Consider the following 24242-nt stretch of genomic DNA (forward strand, 5'->3'; position numbering starts at 1 on the left):
CCAGCCATCCAAAGCCCTTCGTCTGGAAGGCGGACCCCGACGAAATCATCGCCGCACGTAACCGGGGGTTCCAAACGTTGGAGTCAATCCACTAGACTCTTGTTAGTCTGCTTTTGGGCGGATGTTTCACGTGAAACATTGCTGGCTGTTGAGTGTTTGGCGGTCAGCCCGCCGCCAACCGCGCGGCGTGTCCTTTCACAAGTGCGATCATATTGGGCACGCCCTGGGTGCGGTTGCTCGATAGCTGGTTTTTGAGGTCAAACGGGGCCAGCGCGCCCATCACGTCCATTTGCGCGACTTCGGCGGCGGGCTTGTCCTGCACGGCGGCGATCACCAGCGCGACGATGCCCTTGGTGATCGCGGCATTGCTGTCGGCGAGGAAGTGGAGTTTCTGCTCCTGTTGCGAGGCGGGATAGACCCACACTGCGGCTGAACACCCGCGCACCAAAGTCGCATCGGTTTTCAGCGCATCGGGCATCGGTTCCAGCGTCCGGCCCAGCTCGATCAGCAACCCGTAACGGTCATCGCCTTCGAGGAATTCATACTCTTCGAGAATGTCGGAAAGGGTGCGCATGGAGTGCAGTTAGTTTGCCTTTTGCGAAAACCCAACCCCCTTCGTCCCACCCCCCCTTCGTCCCAACCCCCCTTCGTCCCAACCCCCCTTCGTCATTGCGAGGAGCCAAAGGCGACGCGGCAATCCAGAGCGTAGCGCGCGCCGCGCTGGATTGCTTCGCTACGCTCGCAATGACGCAATCAGCCTCACCCGCTCAGCCCGCCGGGGCGGGTGAAGGCGTGGTAGATGACATAGAACCAGCCGAAAAACCCGTGGACGATGGCCCAGATGATCGACTTGTTGAGGCTCCAGCTGATCGCCACCGCAATCGCGCTGCCAAGCCCGATCCCCGCCTGCGCGGCGGTATTGGCCCCGCCGCTCACAGTTCCACCCCGCTGGCGATGGCTTCCAGTTTGCGGATGCGTTCCTTGAGGTCAGCCAGTTCGATCCGCGCGGTGCCGATGGTCGAACCTTCGTCGGAGGCAGGGCGGTGGCCGCTGCGCTCCAGCTCCTGCCGTTTCAATTCCAGCCAGCCGTTCCATGCGCGCAGCAGGGCGGCGGCGATGACGATGATCGCGATCAGGCCGGATGTGGCGGTGATCAGCGTCGGGTCGAGAAGGGGCGTAATCATTCGCTGCGTTCCTCCTTGCTTGGCTTGTCTGTCGCAGGCAGTGCCCGCAGTGCTTCGATTTCGGCGGCGATGCGGTCGCGTTCGCGCGCCTCGCCGGTGTTGCCATCGGTGGCGATGCGTTCGAGCACCTTCACCCGTTCGCGCAGTTCTTCGACTTCGCGGCGTGCCTGTTCAAGCTCGGCAGCGCTGCGGCCATCATCGCGCGGGGCGAGGGTTTCCTTGCCATATTCATCGGAAATGATCCCCGCGCGGGCCTTGGCATATTGCACCACGCCCCAAACGATGATCGCGATGACGGCAACGATGGCCCAACCGCTCATCACGCTTCACCTTTGTCCTTGAGGTTCGACAAGGCCCGATCCCTGAGCGCATCGATTTCCGCGCCGAGGTGATAGCCGCCATCGGTCACGATTCGTTCGACATTGGCCATGCGATCCTTGAGGCTGCCGAGTTCAGCGCGCAGTTCGGCGTTTTCCTGGGTCAGCAGGGTGACGCGCTGGGCGTTCTGGGCATCCGATCCGGGCTTCAATGACTGGCCCCACATCCCTTCGAGCGGGTAGCCATTCTTGATCTTCATCCGGGTGGTCTGGAACGAGGTGAGGATTCCCGCCACGCCCAGCACAAACGCCCCGCCGATGATCCAGCCGAGATAGGGGAGAAAGTCGGCAGGCTCCATCACACGCGCTCCTTGCTGCCAAGGCCGAGCGGCACGCCCGCGCCTTCCTCGTCCACCCGGCGCTGGTCGCGCAACGCTTCGATCTGGGTGGCGATGTCGTAACCGCGATCGGTGACGATGCGTTCTAGCACCTGCACCCGGTCTTCCAACCGCTGGATGTGGGTCGCATATTGCGCGGCCTTTTCAGCGGTCTGTTCGGCAGTGGAGCCGATCTGCATTTCGGTCATCTTCTGCTGATGCTTGGTCCAGATTGCCACAAGGGGAATCGACAGGACGATGACGGGTAGCAGCAGTGCGAGTATGCCTTCCATTATTCAAACCCCCTCAGGTCAAAAGTTCAGCGCAGCCGCTCGATTTCGGCGGTCAGGCGCGGGTTGCTGCTGACATAGTGGTGTTCCACCGCCGCCAGCCGCCGGTCGATATCGCGGAAATTGGCGCGGATTTCGCGCGCGGTGCGCTTGGGATTCTGGCGCACGCCCTGCCAGTATTTCTGCTCGCTTTCATCGCGGTAAAGATAGGGCGGTTTTTTGTTGAGCAGGAACCCGGCGATCAGATAGCCGATGATCGATGAGCCGCTAGTGATGAAGAGCGAAGCAACGGCAGCCAGCCTGACCCAGAACACGTTGACCCCGGTGTAATCGGCAATCCCGGCGCAAACGCCCATCAGCTTGCCGTTATGCTTGTCGCGGTAAAGCGTGGTGTGGGGGGTGTTCATGCGCGGGTTCCTTTCTTTTCGGCCATCAGCGCGTCGAGTTCGCGCAGTTGCTGGTTGTCCTTTTCCTGATCGGAAATCAGGCGGCGGGCGGGGGTGAAGGCGGGGTCGTCACTGGCGACCAGCCGTTCCACCGTGTCCATCCGCTCATCCAGCCGCTTGGCGAGGTTGTAGAGTTCCTCCAGCAGCACTTCGTCATCGGTGGTGATGGTGGCGGCGGTTTTCCACTTGGTCATGTAATGAAGGATGACCCATGGCAGGCCGATGAAAAGCGTGGCGACGATCATCACCGCGATAAGTCCGTCTTCCATGGTCTATTCCCCCTTGCTGTCGTCGGCTTTGCCGAGCGCTTTTTTCATCGCTTCCAATTCATCATCAATCGCGTCCGATCCGGCGAGCGCCGCAATTTCATCGGCGAGCGTCGGGGGCTTGCCTTCGGCGATCTGCAAAGCGTCGGCGCGGCCTTCGGCGTAATCGACCCGGCGTTCGAGCTGGTCGAAGCGGGCGAGCGCCTCGTCGGTGCGTTCGGTGCTCATCAGCGTGCGCAGCTTGACGCGGTTTTCCGCGCTTTCGAGCCGCGCGGCGATCGCAGTCTGGCGGCTGCGGGCTTCGCGCAGGCGGTGCTGCAGCTTGGCGATATCGTCTTCGTAAGCGCGCAGCGCATCATCAAGAACCGCGATTTCGGTCTTGAGCTGATCGGCCATGTCACCGGCCTTCTTCTTTTCCACCAGCGCCGCACGGGCGAGGTCTTCGCGATCCTTGGACAGGGCGAGCTGCGCCTTTTCCCCCCAGTCGGCCTGAAGGCGGTCAAGCTTGACCGTGTGGCGGTGCATTTCTTTCTGATCGGCAATCGTGCGCGCCGCGCTGGCGCGGACTTCGACCAGGGTTTCCTCCATTTCGAGGATGATCATGCGGATCATCTTGGTCGGATCATCGGCCTTGTCGAGCATATCGTTGAAATTGGCGGCAATAATGTCGCGGGTGCGGCTGAAAATGCCCATGAAGGCTACTCCATCAAGAAACGAATTGATCTGGTCGCGGGGAGCGACTCGGTCTTGCTCCGGTTCACCGGTGCGCCCGCGCGTTTGCTTCGCGGAAGGGTTGCGGCGCAAGGCTTCGATTTCCTCATCAAGCCGCGACAGCCGCCCTGCGCTCAGCAAGCGGGAAGGTTGGGCCGGAGCGTCGCTGCTCTGGTCGACGCCTGCGGGGCTTGCGTCACCGGCAGCATTTGCGGGGGGGACATTTCGCTCCGGCCCGAGGGGATCGTGTTGGTCACGCGGGTTTCTGGGATTACCCATATCAGGCGATCTCGATCATCGCGCCGACTTCGGACGCGGGGTGAACGATCGGGGCGGCGCTGACCGCACCCGGCTGGATCTGCGAAGACAGCGCGATCATCATCACCATGGCGGCAATGCTGGCCATCGCGGCGTGCCCGAGCTTGCTGCTCCAGAAGGTGTTAGTGGCGGGTTTGGAGTTGATCATGATGAGCCTCTCAGGTGGTATCCGTGGTCTTGCCGAGTATTTTGCAACCCCCGTGCCAAATCGCAAAAATGGCGGATTATCACGGTTTTTTGCTGAAAATCAGCCACGCCCATTGGGGTCTATTGCCAAGCATTGGGAAATTTCACTATAAGTTTGGATATGCAGCACGAAACCCAATTCATCGGCCAGTCGGGGGCTTTTCTGGATGCGGTCGAACGAGCCAGCCGCGCGGCATCGATGAACCGCCCAGTGCTGGTGATCGGTGAGCGTGGCACCGGCAAGGAACTGATCGCCGAACGCTTGCACCGCCTGTCGAGCCGCTGGGACGAGCCGCTCGTCACCATGAACTGCGCGGCCTTGCCCGAAACCCTGATCGAAGCCGAATTGTTCGGGCACGAAGCCGGAGCGTTTACCGGCGCAACCAAATCGCGCGCGGGCCGGTTTGAGGAAGCCGACCGCGGCACGCTGTTCCTTGATGAACTCGGCACGCTGTCGATGGGCGCGCAGGAGCGGTTGCTGCGCGCGGTCGAGTATGGCGAGATCACCCGCATCGGTGCCTCCCGCCCGATCCGGGTCGATGTGCGAATTGTCGCGGCGACCAATGATGATCTGCCCGCGCTGGCAGCGGCGGGCGAGTTTCGCGCCGACCTGCTCGACCGGCTGAGCTTTGAGGTCATCACCTTGCCGCCCTTGCGGGTGCGTGAGGGTGATATCGGCGTGCTGGCGGAATATTTCGGGCGGCGCATGGCGGCAGAGCTGGAATGGGATCGCTGGCCGGGATTTGCAGATCACGTGATGGATGCGCTGGAAGATCACCAGTGGCCCGGCAATGTCCGCGAATTGCGCAACGTGGTTGAACGCGCGGTCTATCGCTGGGCCGATGCAGAAGCGCCGATTGCGCACGTGCAATTCGATCCGTTCGACAGCCCGTGGCGGCCGCAACCGCCGCAGCATCGCCGCGCGCCAACCGCGCCACCTGCCACCGGTGCCGCTGCCCATATTGTGTCTGCTGCAACCGAGGTCGACGCAATCGACGACCTGCGCGCAGCGGTTGACGCGCACGAACGCACCATCCTGCAACATGCGCTGGGCAAGCATCGCTGGAACCAGCGCCAGACCGCGCGGGCGCTTAACCTGACCTATGACCAACTGCGCCATGCGATCCGCAAGCACGGGCTGATGGAGGGGCAGGAGGAGGGCGCCTAATCAGGGATTAATCGCAACCTCATGTTCGTTTGGGAGCGGGACGATGCGCGCACTTCTCGATATTGTTGAAAACCTCACCAGCACTGTCCGGTTCATTTTCGGGATCATTGCGCTTGGCTTTATTGTCACGGGCCTGATGTTCACCATAGGCGCGTCCTATTTCGTGCCCAAGGCAGTCGATTCAGTAGGCGAACGGGCCGAGCGGATCGGCGAAAAGGCGATTATCGCCGCTCAGGAGGAACGCCGCGCTGCAGAAATGGCCAAGGATGGCTGGGGCTACCGGCCGCCAAGCGCGGCATCCCAGCGCGATCGGCAGCCCGATAACTCGCGCGACAGCCACAAGGATGGTGGCTGGGGCTATTAGCTCCTGACCTTATGATCGCCGTCTGATGTCTCAGTAAAAACCCGTAGGTGCATGGTCGCACCGCGCTTACCATGCTGCTGTTATCCTGCAGCACTATGTTGCCGAAACTTGCCACGCCTGATCGCGGCCCGCTGGAAAACGTCGGGCGGCGCGGCGCATCGCGATTGCGGCTATCGATACCAGCGCGGTTGATTACGACCTGCGAAACACAGATGTGCGTGCTGCTCGACCTATCACGAACAGGGGCGCGAATCGGGTTGGCGCGTCCTCTCAATGAAGGCGCAAGCGGCTATCTCCGGATCGAAGGCATGGAGATGTTCGTCACCGCGATCCGGCGCACTGCTGGCATTGATGGCGGCACCAATGGTTTGGCGTTCGACCTGCCGATTGCGCATGATGCGGTCGTGGCGATGCGGCATTACGCAGCCTCCTTCGAACGGCGCAAGCGTGAGGACTTGCGCGATCAGGTTCGCCGCTGGGTCACTGGCTGCAACTGACAGTTGCGACACGGCCCGCTGCCTTCGCGCTTGCCAAACCGGGCGCGCGCGCCTAATGGGCCGCTAATCCCGGCATTGTGGTAACAAGGTTTGGATGCTGGCGCCGCTTGGGGCCGGCACAAACCCGCATTTCTGCATGGCGGCCCTGATGGAGCAAGAATGGCCGATATCGCGCGCCTTATCCAGTTGATCGAACCCGAGGCGCAGGCGCTCGGGTTTGAACTGGTGCGCGTGGCGATGATCGCTTCTGAAGCGGGTGATGGCGGCATGGCGCTGCAGATCATGGCCGAAGACCCGGCTACCGGACAGCTGGTGATCGATCAATGCGCGGCCCTGTCGCGCCGGGTATCCGACGTGATCGACGCCGCCGAAGAAGCGGGCGACGTGCTGATCGAGGGGGCATACCACCTCGAAGTCAGTTCGCCCGGCATCGACCGCCCGCTGACCCGCGAAAAGGATTTCGCGAATTGGGCAGGTCACGACGTGCGGATCGTGATGGACAAGGGCTTTGACGGCCAGCGCGTCAACAAGGGCGTGCTGCATGGCCTTGAAGATGGTATGGTGCATATTACCGAAGTCAAGGCAGGCGATGTTCGCCTGCCGCTGACGCAGATTCACACGGCCAAGCTCGTCCTGACCGACGCGCTGATCGCCGCTACCCGCCCGCTGGATACCAGCGGGGCCGACGAACTTATCGAAGACAACGTAGAAGAAAAGGCAGACGACTGATGGCCAGTGCCATTTCCGCCAATAAGGCCGAACTCCTTGCGATTGCCAATGCGGTCGCCACGGAAAAGATGATCGACAAATCCATCGTTATCGAGGCGATGGAAGAAGCGATCCAGAAATCCGCGCGTAACCGCTACGGTGCGGAAAACGACATCCGGGCCAAGCTTGATCCGCTGACCGGCGATCTGACGCTGTGGCGCGTGGTCGAGGTGGTCGAAGAGGTTGAAGACTACTTCAAGCAGGTCGATCTGAAGCAGGCTGAAAAGCTGCAACCGGGTGCGACCGTTGGCGATTTTATCGTCGATCCGCTGCCGCCGGTCGATCTTGGCCGCATCGACGCGCAATCTGCCAAGCAGGTGATCTTCCAGAAGGTTCGCGATGCTGAGCGTGAGCGCCAGTTCGAAGAATTCAAGGATCGTCAGGGCGAAGTCATCACCGGGGTGATCAAGTCGGTCGAATTCGGCCATGTGATCGTCAACCTTGGCCGCGCCGAAGGCGTGATCCGCCGCGATCAGCAGATCCCGCGCGAAGCCGCCCGCACGGGTGAGCGCGTGCGCGCGCTGATCACCAAGGTCGAACGCAATAATCGCGGCCCGCAGATTTTCCTCAGCCGCGCGCACCCCGATTTCATGCGCAAGCTGTTCGCGCAGGAAGTGCCCGAAATCTACGACGGCATCATCGAAATCAAGGCCGCCGCCCGCGATCCGGGCAGCCGCGCCAAGATTGGCGTGATCAGCCACGATTCCAGCATTGACCCGGTCGGCGCCTGCGTCGGCATGAAGGGCAGCCGCGTGCAGGCGGTGGTGCAGGAATTGCAGGGCGAAAAGATCGACATCATCCCGTGGTCGGAAGACACCGCGACCTTCGTGGTCAACGCGTTGCAGCCCGCCACTGTCAGCCGCGTCGTGCTCGACGAAGATGATGGCCGCATCGAAGTCGTGGTGCCCGACGATCAGCTCAGCCTGGCAATTGGCCGACGCGGCCAGAACGTGCGGCTGGCGAGCCAGCTGACCGGCCACCAGATCGACATCATGACCGAGGAAGAAGCCTCGGAAAAGCGGTCGAAGGAATTTGCCGAGCGTTCGAAGATGTTCGAGGAAGAGCTCGACGTCGACGAAACCCTGTCGCAGCTGCTGGTGGCCGAAGGCTTCGCCGAACTGGTCGAAGTCGCTTATGTCGACCTGGCTGAACTCGCGACCATCGAAGGGTTCGACGAAGAACTCGCCGAAGAATTGCAAAGCCGCGCGCTCGAAGCGCTCGAACGTCAGGAAGCAGCCCACCGTGAGGTGCGCCGCGAACTGGGCGTTGAAGACGCGCTGGCGGAAATGCCGCACCTGAACGAAGCGATGCTGGTCACGCTCGGCAAGGCGGGGATCAAGACGCTGGATGATCTGGCCGATCTTGCCACTGACGAATTGATCGCCAAGAAGCGCGAAGCCCCGCGTCGCCGCAATAATGATGCCGCCGGCCCGCCAATGCGGCGCCCGCAGCGTGAACAAGACAAGGGCGGCGTGCTGGGCGAATATGGCCTGAGCGAAGAACAGGGCAACGAAATCATCATGGCAGCCCGCGCACACTGGTTTGAAGACGAAGACTCCGTCTCCAACCCCGACACTCAGGAGGCCGCCCATGCGGACTCCACCCAATGAGCGCCTGACGTCCGACATCGTTGAGCCGGAACTCCCCGCTGCGGTCGCCAATGACCCGGGGAGCGAGCGGCGCTGTATCCTTTCCGGGGAATGCTCGGCGCGGGATGATCTGCTGCGTCTGGCGATTTCGCCCGACGGGCTGGTGCTGCCCGATGTGGCCGGCAAGGCCCCGGGGCGCGGGGCTTGGATCACGCCGGACCGCGCGCTGCTGGAAACTGCGCTGGCCGATGGCGCGCTGAAGAAAGCACTGCTGCGCGCGTTCAAAGGTGCAGCTCTGACTATCCCCGATGACCTGGCTGACCGCGCGGAAGCCGCGCTGGCGCGCCATTTGTGCGACCGGCTGGGGCTTGAACTGCGTTCTGGCAAGATTGTGCTGGGATCGGCGCGGATCGAAGAACAGGCGCGATCAGGCAGGCTTGCCGCCTTGCTCCACGCCAGCGACAGCAGTGAAGACGGGCGGCGCAAGCTGGATCAGGCCTGGCGCGTCGGGCGTGAGGTTGAAGGCTCGGGCGAACGGGGCCAGGTCTTGCCACTGGACCGCACCGCGCTGTCTGTGGCATTGGGCCGCGACAATGTCGTCCACTTGGGCGTTGCCGGGCATCCCGGCGATACACGCGCGGCGAAGCGGGTGCTCGATCCGGTCACTCGGCTGACGAACTACCTTGGTGAGCGCGGCGCGCACATAACGAATGATATCGGTCGGGACGCATCCGGCCACGGCGACCAGCCCATATCGGGGCTGGCGACAATTGATGAATACGTGAAGGATTAAAGAGTTACAATGAGCGACGACGACAACCAGCGCACCCGCAAGCCCCTCGGCCTCAAACGGTCGGTTGACGCGGGCGAGGTCAAGCAGACCTTCAGCCATGGCCGCACCAACAAGGTGGTGGTCGAGGTGAAGCGTCGCCGCGCGATCGGCAAACCCGGTAGCGAGCCCGCTGCGCCTCCGCCGCCCGCGCCGCCTCCGGTCGCCGAAACGCCCGCTCCGGCGCCAACCCCGAAGCCGCGCCCGGCGCGCGCCGCGCCTGCTGGCGAAACCCCGCAAGAGCGTGTCAAACGCCTCCAGCTTGAAGCCGAGGAAGAGCGGCTGCAACGCGCCCAGGAAGCGCGCAAGCGTGAAGAAATCGAAGCGCGCGAGCGCGATGACGAAGAACGCCGCCGGGTTGAGGACAATCGCCGCGCTGAAGAAGAAGCCGAAAAGCAGCGCGGTGAAGCTGCAAACGCGGCGCCAGCGGTTGAGTCTGAACCTAGTGATGCCGCGCCGGTAGCTCCGGTTGAGGCAGAGTCTGCAACCCCTGCCACAAAGGCGGACGCTGCGCCCAGCCCGCGCCGCTTCACCCCGATCGAACGGCCCGAGCCCAAGCGGCCCGAGGTCAAGAAGAAGAAGGAAGACAAACGCGCCGCGCCAATCGATGCTGACAAAGACAAGCGCCGTTCAGGCAAGCTGACCGTCACCCGCGCACTCAACGAAGACGAAGGCCGCCGCGCCCGCAGCCTCGCCGCGCTCAAGCGTGCGCGCGAAAAGGAACGCCGCGGGCAGGGTGGCCCGTCCAAGCCGCGTGAAAAGCAGGTGCGCGACGTGGTCGTGCCTGAAGCGATCACCGTCGGCGAACTGGCCAACCGTATGGCCGAAAAGGGCGCGGATCTGGTGAAGGCGCTGTTCAACATGGGCATGATGGTCACGGTCAACCAGACCATCGATCAGGACACTGCCGAACTGCTGGTCGAGGAATTCGGCCACAATATCACCCGCGTATCGGCCAGCGATGTCGATATCGACAATTCCGAGGCAATGGACCCGGCAGAAACGCTGCGTCCGCGTCCGCCGGTGGTAACGATCATGGGCCACGTCGATCACGGCAAGACCAGTCTGCTGGATGCGCTGCGCGGCACCGATGTGGTGAAGGGCGAAGCTGGCGGGATCACACAGCATATCGGTGCCTATCAGATCACCGCGAAATCGGGTTCGGGCGATGAGCAGAAGATTACCTTCCTTGATACGCCGGGCCACGCCGCCTTTTCCGAAATGCGTATGCGCGGTGCGAACGTCACCGATATCGTGATTCTGGTGGTCGCGGCGGATGACGGGATCATGCCGCAGACGATTGAAGCGATTAAACATACGCAGGCAGCGGGTGTGCCGATGATCGTGGCGATCAACAAGTGCGACAAGCCCGAAGCCAATCCGCAAAAGGTGCGGGAGCGCTTGCTTGAGCATAACGTGATGGTCGAGGCGATGTCGGGCGAAGTGCAGGATGTTGAAGTATCGGCAACCACCGGCGCGGGGCTTGATAAGCTGATCGAAGCGATCGGATTGCAGGCTGAATTGCTCGAACTCAAAGCCCGGCCTGACCGTGATGCCGAAGCAACCGTGATCGAAGCGCAGCTCGACAAGGGCCGCGGCCCGGTGGCGACTGTGCTGGTGACGCGCGGCACGTTGAAGCGCGGCGACAACTTCGTGGTTGGCACCCAAAGCGGCAAGGTGCGCGCGATTGTCGACGACAAGGGCAATCAGTTGAAGGAGGCCGGGCCTTCGATGCCGGTTGAGGTGCTGGGTCTGGGCGGTGTGCCGTCAGCAGGCGACAACCTCACCGTGGTCGAAAACGAACAGCGCGCGCGCGAAGTTGCCAAATATCGTCTCGAAATCGCGACCGAAAAGCGCACCGCGCTGGCCCCGACCAATTTCGACACGATGTTCAGCACCTTGTCTTCCAGCGTCATCGAATTCCCGGTGGTGGTGAAGGCCGATGTGCAAGGCAGCGTCGAGGCGATCGTCAACGCGCTCCACAACCTGTCGAATGACGAGATCAAGGTGCGCGTGCTGAATGCCGGCGTGGGCGCGATCACTGAAAGCGATGTGACGCTGGCAGCAGCGTCAAAGGCGCCGATCATCGGCTTCAACGTGCGTCCCAATGCCAAGGCGCGCGATTTGCTGAAACGCGATAATGTCCGGATGATGTATTATGATGTCATCTATCACCTGACCGATGCCATCGCCAAGGAAATGGCGGGCGAGCTGGGGCCGGAACGGATCGAAACCGTGGTTGGCCGGGCCGAAGTCAAGCAGGTGTTCCCGGCGGGCAAGAAGGACAAGGCAGCCGGGCTGCTGGTTCTGGAAGGCGCGATCCGCAAGGGCCTGTTCGCGCGCCTTACCCGCGCCGATGTTATCGTTTCGGCGACCAAGATCCAATCGCTGCGGCGGTTCAAGGACGATGTCGACGAAGTCCGCACCGGTCTGGAATGCGGCGTAGTGCTCGAAGACACCAACGACATCAAACCGGGCGACAACCTCGAAGTCTTCTCGGTCGAGGAGCGTGAGCGGACGCTCTAGTCTTGCCTCGAATGCATGACTTTCGACGAGGAGGTTGAATGCCATATAGACCAAACAGGTGGCCTCGATTTGCCGCAGCGATTGTCTTGGCACCAATTGCCTTGATGATGCTCGTGTTTGGTCTTTACGTCCTATGGGGCGCTGGAGTGGGACTGTGAGCGACGACGCCTTTTACCCTGACGATGCCGGGCAGTCGCCGCATACGGCGCTGCTCGGCTCGCAATTTGTGGGCTGGGATTCCGCCAGCCAGACTGCCACCATGCGTTTCACCGTGAAGCGTGAAATGACCACCTGGCGCGGCGGCGTGCAGGGGGGCTTGGTTGCGGGCTATCTGGATGATGTGATGGGCTATGCCTATGTCGCGTCAACCGATGGCGAGATGGCGCCGCTGAACCTGGAAATTTCCATGTCGCTGATCCGCCTGATACCCGAAGGCGCGACGATTATCGGCAAGGGCAGGGTGGTCAAGGCCGGTCGGCGCGTGGTGTTCCTTGAAGGTGAATTGCTGGGAGAAGACGGCACGCTCCACGCCCGCGCCACCTCAACCGCAATCCCGACCCCGCGCCCCACGCCAACCTCCACCGGGATGGTTTGAGGCATGGCAAAGACCCCTTTCACCCCCGAACAGCAATCGGTACGCGTGCTCAAGGTGGGCGAGCGGGTGCGGCATATCCTGTCGGAACTGCTGGCGCGCGGCGAAGTGCATGATGATGTGGTCAGCGCGGCGAACATTTCGGTCACCGAAGTGCGCATGACGCCCGATCTGCGCCACGCCACCGCTTACATCAAACCGATGCTGGGTGCGGGCGAGGATGAGGTGGTGCACGCGCTGCGCCAGAACACCGCGTTCCTGCAGCGCGAGGTGGCCAAACGCCTCGGCCTTAAATTCGCGCCCAAACTGCGCTTTCGCAAGGATGAAAGCTTTGCCGAGGCTGACCGGATCGAGGCGTTGCTGCGCGATCCCAAGGTGGCGCGCGATCTGGGCGAAGAAGAGTGAATCCCCGCCTCTAACGCGGCACCATTCGTGCCTTCAGCATGATGTCCACCTTGTTGCCGACGATCAGCTGATAGGATTTCATTCCATATTGCCGCCGGTCAATCGTGGTGGTGCCGGTGAAGCTGACCGGCTGGCCTACCTGCGTCAGTGGGTCGGCATCGAAGGTGACGGTAAGCGTCTGCGGCTTGGTCACCCCGCGCGCGGTCAACTCGCCTTCCACGGTGCCGCGCGTCGGGCTGGTCAGCTTCAACGATCGGCCGACGAAGTGCACGGTCGGGTATTTTTCGACCCAGAAGAACTTCTCGCCGCGCAGGCGGCTTAACGTCAGGTCATCGGGCGCTTCAATCGCGGTGGCATCAAACGTCACGTCGATTACCGCGCGTTCGGGCGCGCCGGGAACAATCGTGACTGCACCCTGCATTTGGGGAAAGCGTGCGGTTTTGCTGGCGATCCCGAAGAACGGAACCTTGGCCGATACATTGCTGGCGCTGGCATCAAGCGTGTAGCGCTGCGGCGCGCCGATATTCGCAATCGCAAATATCGCCAGCAGCGGCAGCAGGATGATCCGAACAAGGACGGCTGGTTTGCTCATTATGCTGCTTATACGCCTCAACCGGGCAAAAGGTCCAAGCCCTATCTCGCCGTGCGCGCGACGAATCGTTAGGTTGGCGCGATGGCCAAACTCTATTTCTACTATGCCAGCATGAACGCGGGCAAATCATCGCACCTGTTGCAGGCGGATTTCAATTACCGTGAACGCGGGATGCGCACGATGTTGTGGACCGCCGCGCTTGATAGCCGATCAGCCGGGATGGTGCGCAGCCGCATCGGGCTGGAAAGCGCGGCGCAGCGGTTCCACCCGGACACTGATCTGTGGGCAGAGGTTGCCGCTGCCCATGCTGCCACGCCGCTCGATTGCGTGCTGGTGGACGAGGCGCAGTTCCTTGACCCCAAACAGGTTTGGCAGCTTGCGCGGCTGGCGGATGAGACCGGGGTGCCGGTGCTATGCTACGGATTGCGCACCGATTTTCAGGGCGAATTGTTCCCCGGTTCGGCGGTGCTGCTGGGGATTGCGGATGCACTGGTGGAACTGAAAGCGGTATGCCACTGTGGGCGCAAGGCGACGATGAACTTGCGGGTTGATGCCAGCGGAAAAGCCGTGCGGCAGGGCCAGCAGACCGAAATCGGCGGCAATGATCGCTATGTCGCGCTGTGCCGCAAACATTTTTCGCAAGCGTTGGCCGGGTGATTGTGCCCTGCGCCTCTGGCTTTCGCCGGGCTGCACCCTACATGCTGCGGCGATGACCCAAACCCTCTCCCTTGCGCTGGTGCTGATCCCGGCGCTTGTCATTGCCATCGTGTTTCACGAGGTCGCGCATGGCTATGCCGCCAAATTGCTCGGCGATACCACCGCGTCGGATCGCGGGCGGTTGACGCTCAATCCGATCAGGCATGTCGACCCGGTCGGCACGCTGTTGGTGCCGGGCGCGCTGGCGCTGCTGGGCGGGCCGGTGTTTGGCTGGGCCAAGCCGGTGCCGGTCAACAAATGGCGGCTTAGCAATCCGCGGTTCGGGATGATGGCGGTGGCCGCCGCCGGGCCGGGGAGCAATTTCGTGCTTGCAGCTGTGGGCGCAGTGCTGCTGGGGCTGGCGATGCCTTCGGGCGTTGGCATGGGCGGCGATGTGGACGGCGGCGCGGCGCTGCTGGTCAATCGGCTGGGTGAGACCCAATGGCTTGCTACCGGCTTATTTTACTTCATCCTCATCAACATCTTCCTCGGCCTGTTCAACCTGTTGCCGATCCCGCCATTTGATGGATCGCACATTGTCGGCGGGCTGTTGCCAGCGCGGTTGCAGGCGGGGTGGGAAAAGTTGCAAGGCATTGGCATGGCGCTGTTGTTGATCCTGATCGCGGCAAGCTGGGTGTTCGGAACGGGTTGGCTTAGCCAGGTGCTGATGCCGCCGGTCGCCGCGATGATGGGCCTTTATCTAGGTCTGGCAGATGCGATTGCGGCGCTGATTGCCTGATTTGTGCGCGGGCGCATTGCGTGGCGTTTTGGGCGCGGCCTGATTAAGAGGACACGGTGAACGATAGCGTTAAACCTGTGCCGCTGTCTGGCTGGCTGATCCTTGATAAGCCGCGCGGGCTGGGCAGCACCCAAGGCGTGAGCGCGGTCAAGCGCGTGCTACGACAGGGGGGCTATGCCAAGACCAAGGTGGGGCATGGCGGCACGCTCGATCCGCTGGCTGAAGGCGTGCTGCCGATCGCGCTGGGGGAGGCGACGAAACTTGCCGGGCGGATGCTCGACGCCAGCAAGATCTACGAATTCACTGTGCAGTTTGGGGCTGAAACCGCAACGCTTGATACTGAAGGTGAGGTGGTGGCGACCAGCGATCACCGTCCGACGATGGCTGAGATAGAAGCGATACTGCCGCGCTTTACCGGGCCGATCGAACAGGTGCCGCCGGCCTATTCCGCGCTGAAGGTCGATGGCCAGCGCGCCTATGACCGCGCACGGGCGGGCGAGGCGGTGGAATTGCAGGCGAGGGCGGTGACGATCCATTCGCTCGCTATCCGTCATTCCGGCGAAGGTCGCGGTGACGATATTGTGCAAGACATCACCCTTGCCGCCCACGTGTCCAAAGGCACCTATATCCGCAGCCTCGCGCGCGACATTGCCAGCGCGCTTGGCACCTGCGGTCATGTCACCTACCTGCGCCGCACCAAGGCTGGGCCGTTCACCGAGGCCCAAGCGATTTCGCTGGACTTGCTGGAGGAATCCGCTAAGCGCCGCGCATTAGAAAACCTGATCCTGCCGTTAGAGGCAGGGCTGGACGACATCCCGGCCCTCCACCTCGATCAGACAAGCGCGCAGGCGGTCCGTCAGGGCCGGGTATTGTCTGACATGCCCCAATCATCCGGGCTTTATCTGGCGAAACTGGGCGCTGTCCCGGTCGCGCTGATGGAAATCACGGATGGCATGGCCGCGGTCGTGCGGGGTTTTAACCTTCCCGATGTCGCTGAGTAAGGATGAAAAACTATGTCGGTAACCGCCGAAAAGAAGCAGGAAATCATTGCTGACAACGCCCGCGATCCCAAGGATACGGGCAGCCCCGAAGTTCAGGTTGCGATCCTCACGCAGCGCATCCGCAACCTCACCGAACACTTCAAGGGCCACCACAAAGACAACCATTCGCGTCGCGGCCTGTTGATGATGGTCAACAAGCGTCGCACGCTGCTGGCCTACCTCAAGAAAAAGGATGTGGAGCGCTATAATGCTCTGATCCAGAAACTGGGCCTGCGGAAATAAGAGTTTTGCGAAAAGGCGGCTCAACGGGCCGCCTTTTTTGCTTTTGGGGCAAGCAGACATCCGGTCTGCCCGCCTTGGGGCCAAAGCGCCCCACACCGGACCGGGACGGTCTTTTCCCCGGCACATGAGGCCCCGCACGCAATAGGGCGACCGCGGGACAGAAGGAAAATCAATGTTCGACACGAAAACCGTATCGCTGGAATGGGGCGGCAAAACCCTCACTCTGGAAACCGGGCACGTTGCCCGTCAGGCCGATGGCGCAGTGCTGGCCACCTATGGCGAAACCGTGGTGCTGTGCGCCGTGACCGCCGCCAAGAGCGTTCGGGAAGGGCAGGATTTCTTCCCGCTTACCGTCCATTATCAGGAAAAATTCTCAGCCGCCGGACGCATTCCGGGTGGCTTCTTCAAGCGTGAACGCGGCGCGACCGAAAAGGAAACGCTGGTTTCCCGCCTGATCGACCGTCCGCTTCGCCCGCTGTTTCCCGAAGGTTTCTACAACGAAATCAACGTGATTTGTCAGGTTCTTTCGTTTGATGGCGAAACTGATCCCGATATGGTCGCGATGGTCGCCGCTTCGGCTGCGCTAACGATTTCGGGCCTGCCGTTCATGGGCCCGATTGGTGGCTGCCGCGTGGGTTATATTGATGGCGAATATGTCCTCAATCCCAAGCAGGATCGCGCGCTCGCCGAAGGCCGGCTCGATCTGATCGTCGCTGCCACCGATAAGGCGGTGATGATGGTCGAATCCGAAGCCAAGGAACTGACCGAGGAAGAAATGCTCGGCGCGGTGATGTTTGCGCATGACGAATGCCGCAAGGTCATCGGCGCGATCGTCGATCTGGCTGAACAGGCGGCGAAGGAACCGTGGGTGATCGACACCTCGGATGACACCGCCGACATCAAGGCCAAGCTCAAGGATCTGGTGGGCGCGGATATCGCCGCAGCTTACAAGATCACTGACAAATCGGTTCGTTCCAACCTTATCAACGAAGCACGCGCCAAGGCCAAGGCTGCGTTCGCCGATGAAGGCGGGCAGACCCAGAACGTCGCCAGCAAGGTGATGAAGAAGCTCGAAGCCGAAATCGTGCGCGGGGCGATCCTCAAGGATGGCCAGCGGATCGACGGACGCAAGCTTGATCAGGTGCGCCCGATCGAAGCGATCGTTGGCTTCCTGCCGCGCACGCATGGTTCGTCGCTGTTCACCCGCGGTGAAACGCAGGCGATCTGCACCACCACGCTGGGCACCAAGGATGCCGAGCAGATGATCGACGGGCTCGAAGGCCTCAGCTATACCAGCTTCATGCTTCACTATAACTTCCCGCCCTATTCGGTCGGCGAAGTGGGCCGGTTCGGTGGTTCAAACCGCCGCGAAATCGGGCACGGCAAGCTGGCGTGGCGCGCGCTCAACCCGATCCTGCCGTCAAAGGAAGACTTCCCCTATACCATCCGCGTGTTGTCGGACATCACCGAGTCCAATGGCTCGTCCTCGATGGCGACGGTGTGCGGCGGGTGTCTGTCGATGATGGATGCCGGCGTGCCGGTGAAGGCGCCGGTTTCGGGCATCGCGATGGGCCTGATCCTGGAAGGTGATGAATTCGCCGTCCTGTCCGACATTCTGGGTGATGAAGATCACCTGGGCGACATGGACTTCAAGGTTGCGGGCACCGAAAACGGTATCACCACCATGCAGATGGACATCAAGATTGCCGGCATCACGCAGGAAATCATGGCCAAGGCATTGGAACAGGCTAAGGCTGGCCGTGCGCACATCCTGAGCGAAATGACCAAGGCGCTGGGCTCTGCCCGCACCGAAGTTTCCAAGCACGCGCCGCGCATCGAAACGATCCAGATCGACAAGTCGAAGATCCGCGACATCATCGGCACCGGCGGCAAGGTGATCCGCGAAATCGTGGCTGAAACCGGCGCCAAGGTCGACATCGACGATGAAGGCGTGATCAAGATCTCATCGAGCAACGTCGATGAAATCGAAGCCGCCAAGAAGTGGATCCTCGGCATTGTCGAGGAAGCCGAAGTCGGCAAGGTCTATAACGGCAAGGTCGTGAACATAGTCGATTTCGGCGCATTCGTGAACTTCATGGGCGGCAAGGACGGACTCGTCCACGTTTCGGAAATGCGCAACGAGCGGGTTGAAAAGCCCACCGATGTCGTTTCCGAAGGCATGGACGTGAAGGTCAAGGTGCTCGAAATCGACCAGCGCGGCAAGGTGCGCCTGTCGATGCGGGTGGTCGATCAGGAAACCGGCGCAGAGCTTGAAGACACCCGCCCGCCGCGCGAACCGCGTGAGCCGCGTGAAGGCGGCCGGGGCGGTGATCGGGGTAACGACCGGCGCGGGCCCAGAGGTGATCGCGGCGGTGATCGGGGTGGCCGTGGTCGCAGCGGCGGCGGTGATCGCGGTGGCCGTGATCAGGACAGCGGACCGGCCGGTCTGCCCGACTTCCTCAAGGACTGATCGTCTTATTTGAGGGTAACAATTGGGGCCGCCCGGAGCGATCCGGGCGGCCTTTTTGTTGAAAGGGATATCTGAGGATGCTCAAACGCGAACACCTCGCCAGCGCACAGATTGCCGATGGCGAATTGCTCGATCTCTATACCCACGCTGGCCACTTCATGATCGTGATGGGGCGTAATGAGTTGATGAGCTCGCGGATGCGCTTTTCCGAAGAACAGCTCGCCGAACTCACCATCGACCGGCTCGGCAAAGCCAATGCGCGCATCCTGATCGGCGGTTATGGCATGGGCTTCACCTACCGAGCCGCGCGCGCGCGGCTGGGTGACAAGGCACAGATCATAATCGCTGAAATCGCCGAGGCGATCATCGATTGGGCCAAGGGTCCGATGGTCGAGTTGACCGGAGACAGCCTGTCAGACCCGCGCCTCGATCTCAGGATTTGCGATGTCGCGGCGCTGATCGATGATGCCAATGATGGCACCTCGGCCAAGTTTGATGCGATCCTGCTCGATGTCGATAACGGCCCCGATGGGCTGGTGCGCGAGGCGAATAACCGGCTCTATTCGCGCACGGGTCTTGCCAAGGCGCGCGATGCGCTTGCACCCGGCGGTATTCTGGCCGTGTGGTCAGCTGCGCCCGACCCCGCATTCCGCAAGCGGTTGTACGACACCGGCCTCACCGTGATCGAGTGGAACGTGCGTTCGCGCCCCAACAACAAGGGCGCGCATCACGTGATCTGGTTTGCACAAAAATGATCGCGCACTGTGAGAAGCTGGATCGGGAATTTGCGCGTGATGGCGTCGATCACACCCGCTACATGCTGCGGCGCAGTAACGCTGATAAATATAGTAATTGCATGATTAGTCAGAGAGCTTTTAATGGGCCAATGCGTTGCCCTGCGAAGGGCTGCTCTGCCGCGCCTTTGTGCAGCCCCCGCACCAGCATCGGGCCGAAGACATAGAAGGCCGCGCTGCCTGCAAAGCACACGCCTGCATTCAATGACCAGAACAGCGCAGGCGACATGGTTTCGTAGAAAGTGGCGATGTAGCCGCTGATTACGTTGCCGAAAAAGGCGACCAGATAGGCGGCAGCCATCATGCGTGCGGCAATCTTGGCCGGTGAATAGCGCGATACCAGTGCGAGCCAGGTCGCCCAGAACCAGGCAAAACCAATCCCGGTGAATGCAAAGGCCAGGACGGGGAAAGCGATACTGACCTTGCCACTTTCCGCCATCGCTGCGCCGACAGCGATGATTGCGACCCCGATGGTGGTCAATGCCCCGCCAATCGCGATCTTTGTGCTTTCAGAACTGCTACGCCCGTGGTTCGCCTGCCATTGCCATAATGCAATCACGCCGGCCGTAGCCGCGACGATCGCGACGGAATCTATCGATACGAACCAGGCGACCGGCAAGCGCCCCAGCGCAGTGTCCAGATCAACCGCCTGATCGATCCAGACCATGCCCATATTGTACATCTGATCGTAGCCCAGTCCCAGCACAACCATCATCGACAGCATCGCCATGATCGCTGCGATGCTGCGCCATTCCTGCATCGTCAGCGCACCTTCCTGCGACCGGTCGCGCCGGACAGGCGGTTCCTCCGGAAAATAGCGCAGGCCCTTCAGGTATACGCCCAGCGCTACCAGCATCAGCAGGCCTGCCACACCAAATCCATAATGCCAACCATAGGCCTGCGCCAGCAAGCCGCACGCCAATGGGCCAAATATCGCGCCGATATTGATGGCCATGCTGAAGGCGGCAAAGGCGGTAGTCCTGCGCGCATCCTGTGTCGCGTAAAGTTGACCGACCTGTGCTGCGATATTGCCCTTGAGTGCGCCCGAACCCAGGATCAGCAGCAACAGCGCCAACAGGAAACTCTGGTCGAACACCATCGCCGCGTGTCCGGCGGTCATAAGCACGACACCGATGACCACGGTTTTTTTCGAGCCAAGCCAGCGATCCGCCACCCACCCGCCGATCAGCGGGGTGAAATAGACCAGTCCGGCATAAAAGCCGAAGGTCTGCCCGGCCAAGGCCTGCGCCGAAAGCGGCCCCAGCATTGCCTCAATCGCGCTGCGATAGGCCGCCATCCCTGCCACATTCTCGATCTGCCCTGGCACGAACAGCGACTGCACCATGTACAGCACCAGCAGCGACTGCATCCCGTAGAACGAAAACCGCTCCCACGCCTCGGTAAACGCCAGATAGGCTAGCCCGCGCGGATGGCCGAGGAAGGTGGCGTCAGTGCCTTGCGATCTGATTGAAAGGGATGCCATGTTCGTTAATTCCCGGCCTTTCGGTGGCGGTGCAGCAGGATGCCGACCGGAATGCAGGTGGCGATCAGCGCGGCCATATAGGCCCCGCTTACCGGATCGGCTGCGATGAAAGCGATCAGCAATGATCCGTCGATCAGCAGCAATAATGCTGGCAGGAATGGATAGCCGATGGCGCGGAACGGTCGCGGCAGATCCGGCTGCTTCCAGCGCAGGCCGAACAAGGATGCGTCGTAAAGAATGAAGGAGAAGATGATCAGCGCGCCCATCAGCCGGAATACAAATTCAAACCCGCCGGAGAAGATCAGCAGCACCGACAACGCCAAAGTCATCGCAAACGCAATATCAGGCGTGCCGCCCGCATTGACCCGCATTGTTGATCGTAGGAACAGGCCATCGCGCGCCATTCCGTATAATATGCGCGGGCCGCCCATTATGTTGGCATTCAGAGACGTTGACGCCATGACGATGGCCAGCACAGCCACTGCAATGGCACCGGCAGGGCCAAATATATTCGCCAGCACCAACGCAACGGGGAGATCGGACGTGCGGATCGCATCAAGGTCGAGCGCCTTCATGATGCCCAGATTGAACAGCACATAAACCGCGCTGATGGCGAGGATCGATAGCGCCAGCGCACGCGGAATATTGGTCAGCGCATTTTCGTCTTCTTCGACGAAATTGATCGCGCTGTCCCACCCGGCGTAGGCACCGTAGATCATCTGATAGGCGGCGATCACAGCGAAAGCGCCAAGGGCAGCTGTACCGCCTTGCGTCCCGACACTCGAGAAACCGGGCCGGGGCGGCTCGGCAAAAAACGCGATGGCGATCACGATGACGAGCAGCGCGAATTTGATGGCGCTGCCAGCGGTTTGCAGCGCCGCCCCTTCGCGCACGCCGAGCCAGTTGAAACCAAAGAGGATCACGATAAGACTTGTCGCGATACCAATACTGTGGACGGCCAACGGAGGGAAGATGACGGCCGAAAAGTCGGCGCAGACAATCGCGAGAGATGCGCCAGCGGCCACATAGGAAAGATAGCTCGCCCAGCCGGACAGCAGCCCCATTGAATCGCCAAACGCCGCACGAACCGGCACAAAAATACCCCCAGCCTTGGGGATGCTGGTAACAAGTTCGGACGCCACATTGGCTGCCAGCATCACATGGACACCGCCGAGCGCCCATAACAGGATGACAAGCCAGGCGAGCGGCACCTCGTCGATGACCGAGCCGCTGGTGCGCATCAGACCTGCGCCGATCACCGCACCCAGTCCGATCGCGGCTGCAAAGGCGAAACCCAATCGCTTTTGCAAGCCGCGCGGCTGGCTGGAAAGAAGGGCATCAGCCTTGGCTGCAGCTCTGCCCATTGTCATGCCGCCGCATCCATCAGGACAATGTCCCCGCGATACCCGGTGGGCGCGTTCATGCTTGCACGCCCGCTATGGCGGCGCGGCGCATCGGCGGTGGTTTGCCATAGGTCAGCGCGCGCCAGAGCCATTCCGCAGGGCCAAACGCGAAGGCCTTCATCCAGACGTGGCTGAACACGATCTGCGCGGCGAAAAAGGCGATGACGAGCGGCAGGAAGGTTGAAACACCCGCTTTCCCGGCAAGACCAAGGCCCGGCCCCACGCTGGTCAGGATCAGAATGATCGCGACGCTTTGCATAAGGTAATTGGTCAGCGCCATCTGGCCGACCGGGGCAAACGGTTTTACCAGCCATGCGAGCGAGCGTTTCTGGAACAGCAACACCAAAGCGCAGACATAACCTGCCGCGATCATCGGTGTGGCGACCGCGTGGATAGCACCGCGCGCCAGTTCAAACCACGGCGCATCGGCAGCATCGATGCTGAGCAGGTGCACCAGTTCCAATGCCAGCCCGCCCAGCAGCAGCGGCCACAACCACCGCCGGAACAGCGGCAGATTGGCAGGTGCGTTCTGGATCCACTCCTTACGCGCAACCCATGCGCCCATCAGAAACCGTCCCAGCGCATAGGCAATCCACGCCATCAGGGCGCCGGTCATCAGCCACTCGTAATAGAGCATCTCGCGCATCGCCGCAGTGAAGGCGAAAAGATCGCCCGATTGCGCCGCCGCCTGACGCGCGAGCACCGCCGATTCTGCTGTCCAAATGGCATCGAAAGGCCCAGAAATGCCGCTCGCTGCAAATATCCAGGCAATCAGCGGCTTACCAAACAACAGCAGTGCCGCGCCTAGCCAAAACAAGGTGCGATCAGGCAGCTTGCGGCAGAAAAACAGGATGACGGCTGCGATGGCGTAAACATGCAGGATGTCCCACGCGAACAAGAACATTACATGCGCCAGACCGATCATCAGCAGGATCGCGATACGGCGCAGATAGATTGGCGCGAACGCCGCACCGCGTGCTTCCAGCCGCTGCATCTGGATTGCAAACCCCAGCCCGAACAGGAACGCGAACAGCGTGTTGGCCTTGTCATAAACCAACAGCTTCACACAGAATGACATTGCATCATTCAGACCGGCTGATGGCAATGCCGCCAATTGCTGGGCGGTGATCAGAACATCTTCGCCGCCCAGTTCGTAAATGTTGACCAGCATCACTCCGAACAACGCAAAGCCGCGCAGCACATCCATGATGAGGTAGCGGTCGTCCTTTGCCGTCGGCGCGAGTGCCATCGTTTTTTCCTTTGGGTTTTGGAGTGATGAAGCCCCGGGGAATCGCCATTCGACCATTGCGTGCGGCGTTGCGGTCGAAAAAACAGCCCGGCGGATGACATTCGCAGTTCCACCCGCCGGGCCGTTGCCTGATCATAATCGCCCGCACGCTTCAGAATTACGGGCGCAGCGCACACTACGGTCAGGGTTTTCGCAGTTCTAGCGCTTGGTCCACTCCTGCAGCATCATCGAGCCGCGAACGGTGCGGAATTCGGCGCGATTGCCGTTTTCCGCTTCCAGCTGCGCGTCAGACTTTTTTGCCCAGGCGCGGTAGGCCGCGCCGCGCCGTTCACCTTCAGCGGCATCGGGAACGGAGGGGTAAGTGACCACCAGATACAGATCAGGCTCACCATCGCGCCTGTTCACATTCGCATAAATCCTGTAATCCGTGATCCAGCCTTGCGACTTGGCAAATTCCTGATTTTTCACCCATTGGTCAGCCAGATAGGTGGCATAGGCCAGGCCGCCGCCATCCTTGACGGTGATGCCGGTAATGTCCGAATATTGCCCACCAACCAGCGGGAATTCTTGCGCCGCAGCGGCGGTTGGCAGCGCCATCGGCGCAGCGATCAGGGCGACACTGGCCGCCATCATCATGGTTTTGATCAATTTCATTGCTTCTCTCCTGTTTGGTGCCCTCGGGACTGAGGGCGGCTCGTAA

Annotated in this window: 31 protein-coding genes; 16 read left to right on the plus strand and 15 right to left on the minus strand. The window is 61.4% G+C overall.

What is annotated here, in order from left to right; translation table 11 throughout:
- Positions 1-163 precede the first annotated feature (163 nt).
- The 10 genes from ABIE62_RS00005 to ABIE62_RS00050 all read right to left on the minus strand — a co-directional run bounded on the left by ABIE62_RS00005 (position 164) and on the right by ABIE62_RS00050 (position 4057).
- On the minus strand, positions 164-574 hold the full coding sequence (locus ABIE62_RS00005) for a SufE family protein (protein ID WP_354322472.1): 411 nt from the start codon (positions 572-574) through the stop codon (positions 164-166).
- 185 nt (positions 575-759) lie between these two features.
- The gene (locus ABIE62_RS00010) at positions 760-936 is read right to left on the minus strand and encodes a hypothetical protein (protein WP_354322473.1); all 177 of its coding nucleotides are present in this window, start codon (positions 934-936) and stop codon (positions 760-762) included.
- The gene (locus ABIE62_RS00015) at positions 933-1184 is read right to left on the minus strand and encodes a hypothetical protein (protein ID WP_354322474.1); all 252 of its coding nucleotides are present in this window, start codon (positions 1182-1184) and stop codon (positions 933-935) included. The genes ABIE62_RS00010 and ABIE62_RS00015 overlap by 4 nt, the downstream gene beginning before the upstream one ends.
- Positions 1181-1504, minus strand: a complete 324-nt coding sequence (locus ABIE62_RS00020) for a hypothetical protein (protein ID WP_354322475.1) — start codon at positions 1502-1504, stop codon at positions 1181-1183. Before ABIE62_RS00020 ends, ABIE62_RS00015 begins: the two co-directional genes overlap by 4 nt.
- On the minus strand, positions 1504-1860 hold the full coding sequence (locus tag ABIE62_RS00025; RefSeq protein ID WP_354322477.1) for a hypothetical protein: 357 nt from the start codon (positions 1858-1860) through the stop codon (positions 1504-1506). Before ABIE62_RS00025 ends, ABIE62_RS00020 begins: the two co-directional genes overlap by 1 nt.
- Entirely contained in the window at positions 1860-2171 is a 312-nt protein-coding gene (locus ABIE62_RS00030) for a hypothetical protein (RefSeq protein WP_354322479.1), read from the minus strand. The genes ABIE62_RS00025 and ABIE62_RS00030 overlap by 1 nt, the downstream gene beginning before the upstream one ends.
- Before the next feature lie 26 nt (positions 2172-2197).
- Entirely contained in the window at positions 2198-2575 is a 378-nt protein-coding gene (pspC, locus tag ABIE62_RS00035; RefSeq protein WP_354322481.1) for an envelope stress response membrane protein PspC, read from the minus strand.
- Positions 2572-2883 carry an envelope stress response membrane protein PspB gene (gene pspB, locus ABIE62_RS00040; protein WP_354322483.1) on the minus strand — a complete coding sequence of 104 codons (312 nt, stop codon included), beginning with the start codon at positions 2881-2883 and terminating at the stop codon, positions 2572-2574. Before pspB ends, pspC begins: the two co-directional genes overlap by 4 nt.
- Before the next feature lie 3 nt (positions 2884-2886).
- Complete coding sequence (gene pspA / locus ABIE62_RS00045; protein ID WP_454184754.1) at positions 2887-3732, minus strand: phage shock protein PspA; 846 nt, start codon at positions 3730-3732, stop codon at positions 2887-2889.
- 139 nt (positions 3733-3871) lie between these two features.
- Positions 3872-4057 (minus strand): hypothetical protein, encoded by a 186-nt coding sequence (locus tag ABIE62_RS00050; protein WP_354322485.1) that lies wholly within the window; start codon positions 4055-4057, stop codon positions 3872-3874.
- Here ABIE62_RS00050 and ABIE62_RS00055 point away from each other — a divergent pair.
- The 10 genes from ABIE62_RS00055 to rbfA all read left to right on the plus strand — a co-directional run bounded on the left by ABIE62_RS00055 (position 4056) and on the right by rbfA (position 12833).
- Positions 4056-4208, plus strand: coding sequence for a hypothetical protein (locus tag ABIE62_RS00055; protein ID WP_354322487.1), 153 nt, complete (start codon positions 4056-4058; stop codon positions 4206-4208). The genes ABIE62_RS00050 and ABIE62_RS00055 overlap by 2 nt on opposite strands.
- An 8-nt stretch (positions 4209-4216) precedes the next feature.
- Entirely contained in the window at positions 4217-5263 is a 1047-nt protein-coding gene (gene pspF / locus ABIE62_RS00060; RefSeq protein ID WP_354322489.1) for a phage shock protein operon transcriptional activator, read from the plus strand.
- A 43-nt stretch (positions 5264-5306) separates the two neighbouring features.
- Positions 5307-5627 (plus strand): hypothetical protein, encoded by a 321-nt coding sequence (locus ABIE62_RS00065; RefSeq protein ID WP_354322491.1) that lies wholly within the window; start codon positions 5307-5309, stop codon positions 5625-5627.
- 95 nt (positions 5628-5722) lie between these two features.
- Entirely contained in the window at positions 5723-6124 is a 402-nt protein-coding gene (locus tag ABIE62_RS00070; RefSeq protein WP_354322493.1) for a PilZ domain-containing protein, read from the plus strand.
- A gap of 159 nt (positions 6125-6283) precedes the next feature.
- Positions 6284-6853: a ribosome maturation protein RimP gene (gene rimP / locus ABIE62_RS00075; RefSeq protein ID WP_354322494.1), complete on the plus strand. Its 570-nt coding sequence runs from the start codon at positions 6284-6286 to the stop codon at positions 6851-6853.
- The gene (gene nusA, locus ABIE62_RS00080; RefSeq protein WP_354322495.1) at positions 6853-8502 is read left to right on the plus strand and encodes a transcription termination factor NusA; all 1650 of its coding nucleotides are present in this window, start codon (positions 6853-6855) and stop codon (positions 8500-8502) included. The genes rimP and nusA overlap by 1 nt, the downstream gene beginning before the upstream one ends.
- Entirely contained in the window at positions 8483-9274 is a 792-nt protein-coding gene (locus tag ABIE62_RS00085) for a DUF448 domain-containing protein (protein ID WP_354322497.1), read from the plus strand. Before nusA ends, ABIE62_RS00085 begins: the two co-directional genes overlap by 20 nt.
- A gap of 9 nt (positions 9275-9283) precedes the next feature.
- Complete coding sequence (gene infB, locus ABIE62_RS00090; RefSeq protein WP_354322499.1) at positions 9284-11836, plus strand: translation initiation factor IF-2; 2553 nt, start codon at positions 9284-9286, stop codon at positions 11834-11836.
- A gap of 154 nt (positions 11837-11990) precedes the next feature.
- Positions 11991-12431, plus strand: coding sequence for a PaaI family thioesterase (locus ABIE62_RS00095; protein ID WP_354322501.1), 441 nt, complete (start codon positions 11991-11993; stop codon positions 12429-12431).
- A 3-nt stretch (positions 12432-12434) separates the two neighbouring features.
- Positions 12435-12833, plus strand: coding sequence for a 30S ribosome-binding factor RbfA (gene rbfA, locus ABIE62_RS00100; RefSeq protein WP_354322503.1), 399 nt, complete (start codon positions 12435-12437; stop codon positions 12831-12833).
- A 10-nt stretch (positions 12834-12843) separates the two neighbouring features.
- On the opposite strand, the gene ABIE62_RS00105 is transcribed toward rbfA, so the two are convergent.
- Positions 12844-13425, minus strand: a complete 582-nt coding sequence (locus ABIE62_RS00105) for a YceI family protein (RefSeq protein ID WP_354322505.1) — start codon at positions 13423-13425, stop codon at positions 12844-12846.
- A gap of 81 nt (positions 13426-13506) precedes the next feature.
- Between ABIE62_RS00105 and ABIE62_RS00110 the strand changes: the two genes are divergently transcribed.
- The 6 genes from ABIE62_RS00110 to ABIE62_RS00135 all read left to right on the plus strand — a co-directional run bounded on the left by ABIE62_RS00110 (position 13507) and on the right by ABIE62_RS00135 (position 19368).
- Positions 13507-14082 carry a thymidine kinase gene (locus ABIE62_RS00110; RefSeq protein WP_354322506.1) on the plus strand — a complete coding sequence of 192 codons (576 nt, stop codon included), beginning with the start codon at positions 13507-13509 and terminating at the stop codon, positions 14080-14082.
- A gap of 52 nt (positions 14083-14134) precedes the next feature.
- Positions 14135-14860: a site-2 protease family protein gene (locus tag ABIE62_RS00115; RefSeq protein WP_354322508.1), complete on the plus strand. Its 726-nt coding sequence runs from the start codon at positions 14135-14137 to the stop codon at positions 14858-14860.
- A 56-nt stretch (positions 14861-14916) separates the two neighbouring features.
- Entirely contained in the window at positions 14917-15861 is a 945-nt protein-coding gene (gene truB / locus ABIE62_RS00120) for a tRNA pseudouridine(55) synthase TruB (RefSeq protein WP_454184755.1), read from the plus strand.
- Between the two features lie 12 nt (positions 15862-15873).
- Positions 15874-16143 carry a 30S ribosomal protein S15 gene (gene rpsO, locus ABIE62_RS00125; protein WP_354322510.1) on the plus strand — a complete coding sequence of 90 codons (270 nt, stop codon included), beginning with the start codon at positions 15874-15876 and terminating at the stop codon, positions 16141-16143.
- Between the two features lie 172 nt (positions 16144-16315).
- A complete protein-coding gene (gene pnp, locus ABIE62_RS00130) occupies positions 16316-18613 on the plus strand; it encodes a polyribonucleotide nucleotidyltransferase (RefSeq protein WP_354322511.1) in 2298 nt (765 codons plus the stop codon).
- A gap of 77 nt (positions 18614-18690) precedes the next feature.
- Positions 18691-19368 carry a spermidine synthase gene (locus ABIE62_RS00135; RefSeq protein ID WP_354322513.1) on the plus strand — a complete coding sequence of 226 codons (678 nt, stop codon included), beginning with the start codon at positions 18691-18693 and terminating at the stop codon, positions 19366-19368.
- Positions 19369-19477: 109 nt separating this feature from the next.
- Here the strand turns inward: ABIE62_RS00135 and ABIE62_RS00140 are convergent, their stop codons facing one another.
- From ABIE62_RS00140 to ABIE62_RS00155, 4 genes are all read right to left on the minus strand, one after another.
- Positions 19478-20890 (minus strand): peptide MFS transporter, encoded by a 1413-nt coding sequence (locus ABIE62_RS00140; protein WP_354322514.1) that lies wholly within the window; start codon positions 20888-20890, stop codon positions 19478-19480.
- A 5-nt stretch (positions 20891-20895) separates the two neighbouring features.
- Positions 20896-22260, minus strand: coding sequence for an APC family permease (locus tag ABIE62_RS00145; RefSeq protein WP_354322516.1), 1365 nt, complete (start codon positions 22258-22260; stop codon positions 20896-20898).
- 49 nt (positions 22261-22309) lie between these two features.
- A complete protein-coding gene (locus ABIE62_RS00150) occupies positions 22310-23542 on the minus strand; it encodes a DUF418 domain-containing protein (protein WP_354322518.1) in 1233 nt (410 codons plus the stop codon).
- A 198-nt stretch (positions 23543-23740) separates the two neighbouring features.
- On the minus strand, positions 23741-24196 hold the full coding sequence (locus ABIE62_RS00155) for a hypothetical protein (protein WP_354322520.1): 456 nt from the start codon (positions 24194-24196) through the stop codon (positions 23741-23743).
- Between the last annotated feature and the right edge of the window lie 46 nt (positions 24197-24242).

Source organism: Porphyrobacter sp. MBR-155, from assembly GCF_040547625.1.
Classification (GTDB): domain Bacteria; phylum Pseudomonadota; class Alphaproteobacteria; order Sphingomonadales; family Sphingomonadaceae; genus Erythrobacter.

Bases quoted from the DNA above. Each gene is read 5' to 3' on its own strand.
- ABIE62_RS00005 (WP_354322472.1), bottom strand. From the start codon at position 574: ATGCGCACCCTTTCCGACATTCTCGAAGAGTATGAATTCCTCGAAGGC.
- ABIE62_RS00015 (WP_354322474.1), bottom strand. From the start codon at position 1,184: ATGATTACGCCCCTTCTCGACCCGACGCTGATCACCGCCACATCCGGC.
- ABIE62_RS00020 (WP_354322475.1), bottom strand. From the start codon at position 1,504: ATGAGCGGTTGGGCCATCGTTGCCGTCATCGCGATCATCGTTTGGGGC.
- ABIE62_RS00025 (WP_354322477.1), bottom strand. From the start codon at position 1,860: ATGGAGCCTGCCGACTTTCTCCCCTATCTCGGCTGGATCATCGGCGGG.
- ABIE62_RS00030 (WP_354322479.1), bottom strand. From the start codon at position 2,171: ATGGAAGGCATACTCGCACTGCTGCTACCCGTCATCGTCCTGTCGATT.
- pspC (WP_354322481.1), bottom strand. From the start codon at position 2,575: ATGAACACCCCCCACACCACGCTTTACCGCGACAAGCATAACGGCAAG.
- pspB (WP_354322483.1), bottom strand. From the start codon at position 2,883: ATGGAAGACGGACTTATCGCGGTGATGATCGTCGCCACGCTTTTCATC.
- ABIE62_RS00055 (WP_354322487.1), top strand. From the start codon at position 4,056: ATGATGAGCCTCTCAGGTGGTATCCGTGGTCTTGCCGAGTATTTTGCA.
- ABIE62_RS00050 (WP_354322485.1), bottom strand. From the start codon at position 4,057: ATGATCAACTCCAAACCCGCCACTAACACCTTCTGGAGCAGCAAGCTC.
- pspF (WP_354322489.1), top strand. From the start codon at position 4,217: ATGCAGCACGAAACCCAATTCATCGGCCAGTCGGGGGCTTTTCTGGAT.
- ABIE62_RS00065 (WP_354322491.1), top strand. From the start codon at position 5,307: ATGCGCGCACTTCTCGATATTGTTGAAAACCTCACCAGCACTGTCCGG.
- ABIE62_RS00070 (WP_354322493.1), top strand. From the start codon at position 5,723: ATGTTGCCGAAACTTGCCACGCCTGATCGCGGCCCGCTGGAAAACGTC.
- rimP (WP_354322494.1), top strand. From the start codon at position 6,284: ATGGCCGATATCGCGCGCCTTATCCAGTTGATCGAACCCGAGGCGCAG.
- nusA (WP_354322495.1), top strand. From the start codon at position 6,853: ATGGCCAGTGCCATTTCCGCCAATAAGGCCGAACTCCTTGCGATTGCC.
- ABIE62_RS00085 (WP_354322497.1), top strand. From the start codon at position 8,483: ATGCGGACTCCACCCAATGAGCGCCTGACGTCCGACATCGTTGAGCCG.
- infB (WP_354322499.1), top strand. From the start codon at position 9,284: ATGAGCGACGACGACAACCAGCGCACCCGCAAGCCCCTCGGCCTCAAA.
- rbfA (WP_354322503.1), top strand. From the start codon at position 12,435: ATGGCAAAGACCCCTTTCACCCCCGAACAGCAATCGGTACGCGTGCTC.
- ABIE62_RS00105 (WP_354322505.1), bottom strand. From the start codon at position 13,425: ATGAGCAAACCAGCCGTCCTTGTTCGGATCATCCTGCTGCCGCTGCTG.
- ABIE62_RS00110 (WP_354322506.1), top strand. From the start codon at position 13,507: ATGGCCAAACTCTATTTCTACTATGCCAGCATGAACGCGGGCAAATCA.
- ABIE62_RS00115 (WP_354322508.1), top strand. From the start codon at position 14,135: ATGACCCAAACCCTCTCCCTTGCGCTGGTGCTGATCCCGGCGCTTGTC.
- rpsO (WP_354322510.1), top strand. From the start codon at position 15,874: ATGTCGGTAACCGCCGAAAAGAAGCAGGAAATCATTGCTGACAACGCC.
- pnp (WP_354322511.1), top strand. From the start codon at position 16,316: ATGTTCGACACGAAAACCGTATCGCTGGAATGGGGCGGCAAAACCCTC.
- ABIE62_RS00135 (WP_354322513.1), top strand. From the start codon at position 18,691: ATGCTCAAACGCGAACACCTCGCCAGCGCACAGATTGCCGATGGCGAA.
- ABIE62_RS00140 (WP_354322514.1), bottom strand. From the start codon at position 20,890: ATGGCATCCCTTTCAATCAGATCGCAAGGCACTGACGCCACCTTCCTC.
- ABIE62_RS00145 (WP_354322516.1), bottom strand. From the start codon at position 22,260: ATGACAATGGGCAGAGCTGCAGCCAAGGCTGATGCCCTTCTTTCCAGC.
- ABIE62_RS00150 (WP_354322518.1), bottom strand. From the start codon at position 23,542: ATGGCACTCGCGCCGACGGCAAAGGACGACCGCTACCTCATCATGGAT.
- ABIE62_RS00155 (WP_354322520.1), bottom strand. From the start codon at position 24,196: ATGAAATTGATCAAAACCATGATGATGGCGGCCAGTGTCGCCCTGATC.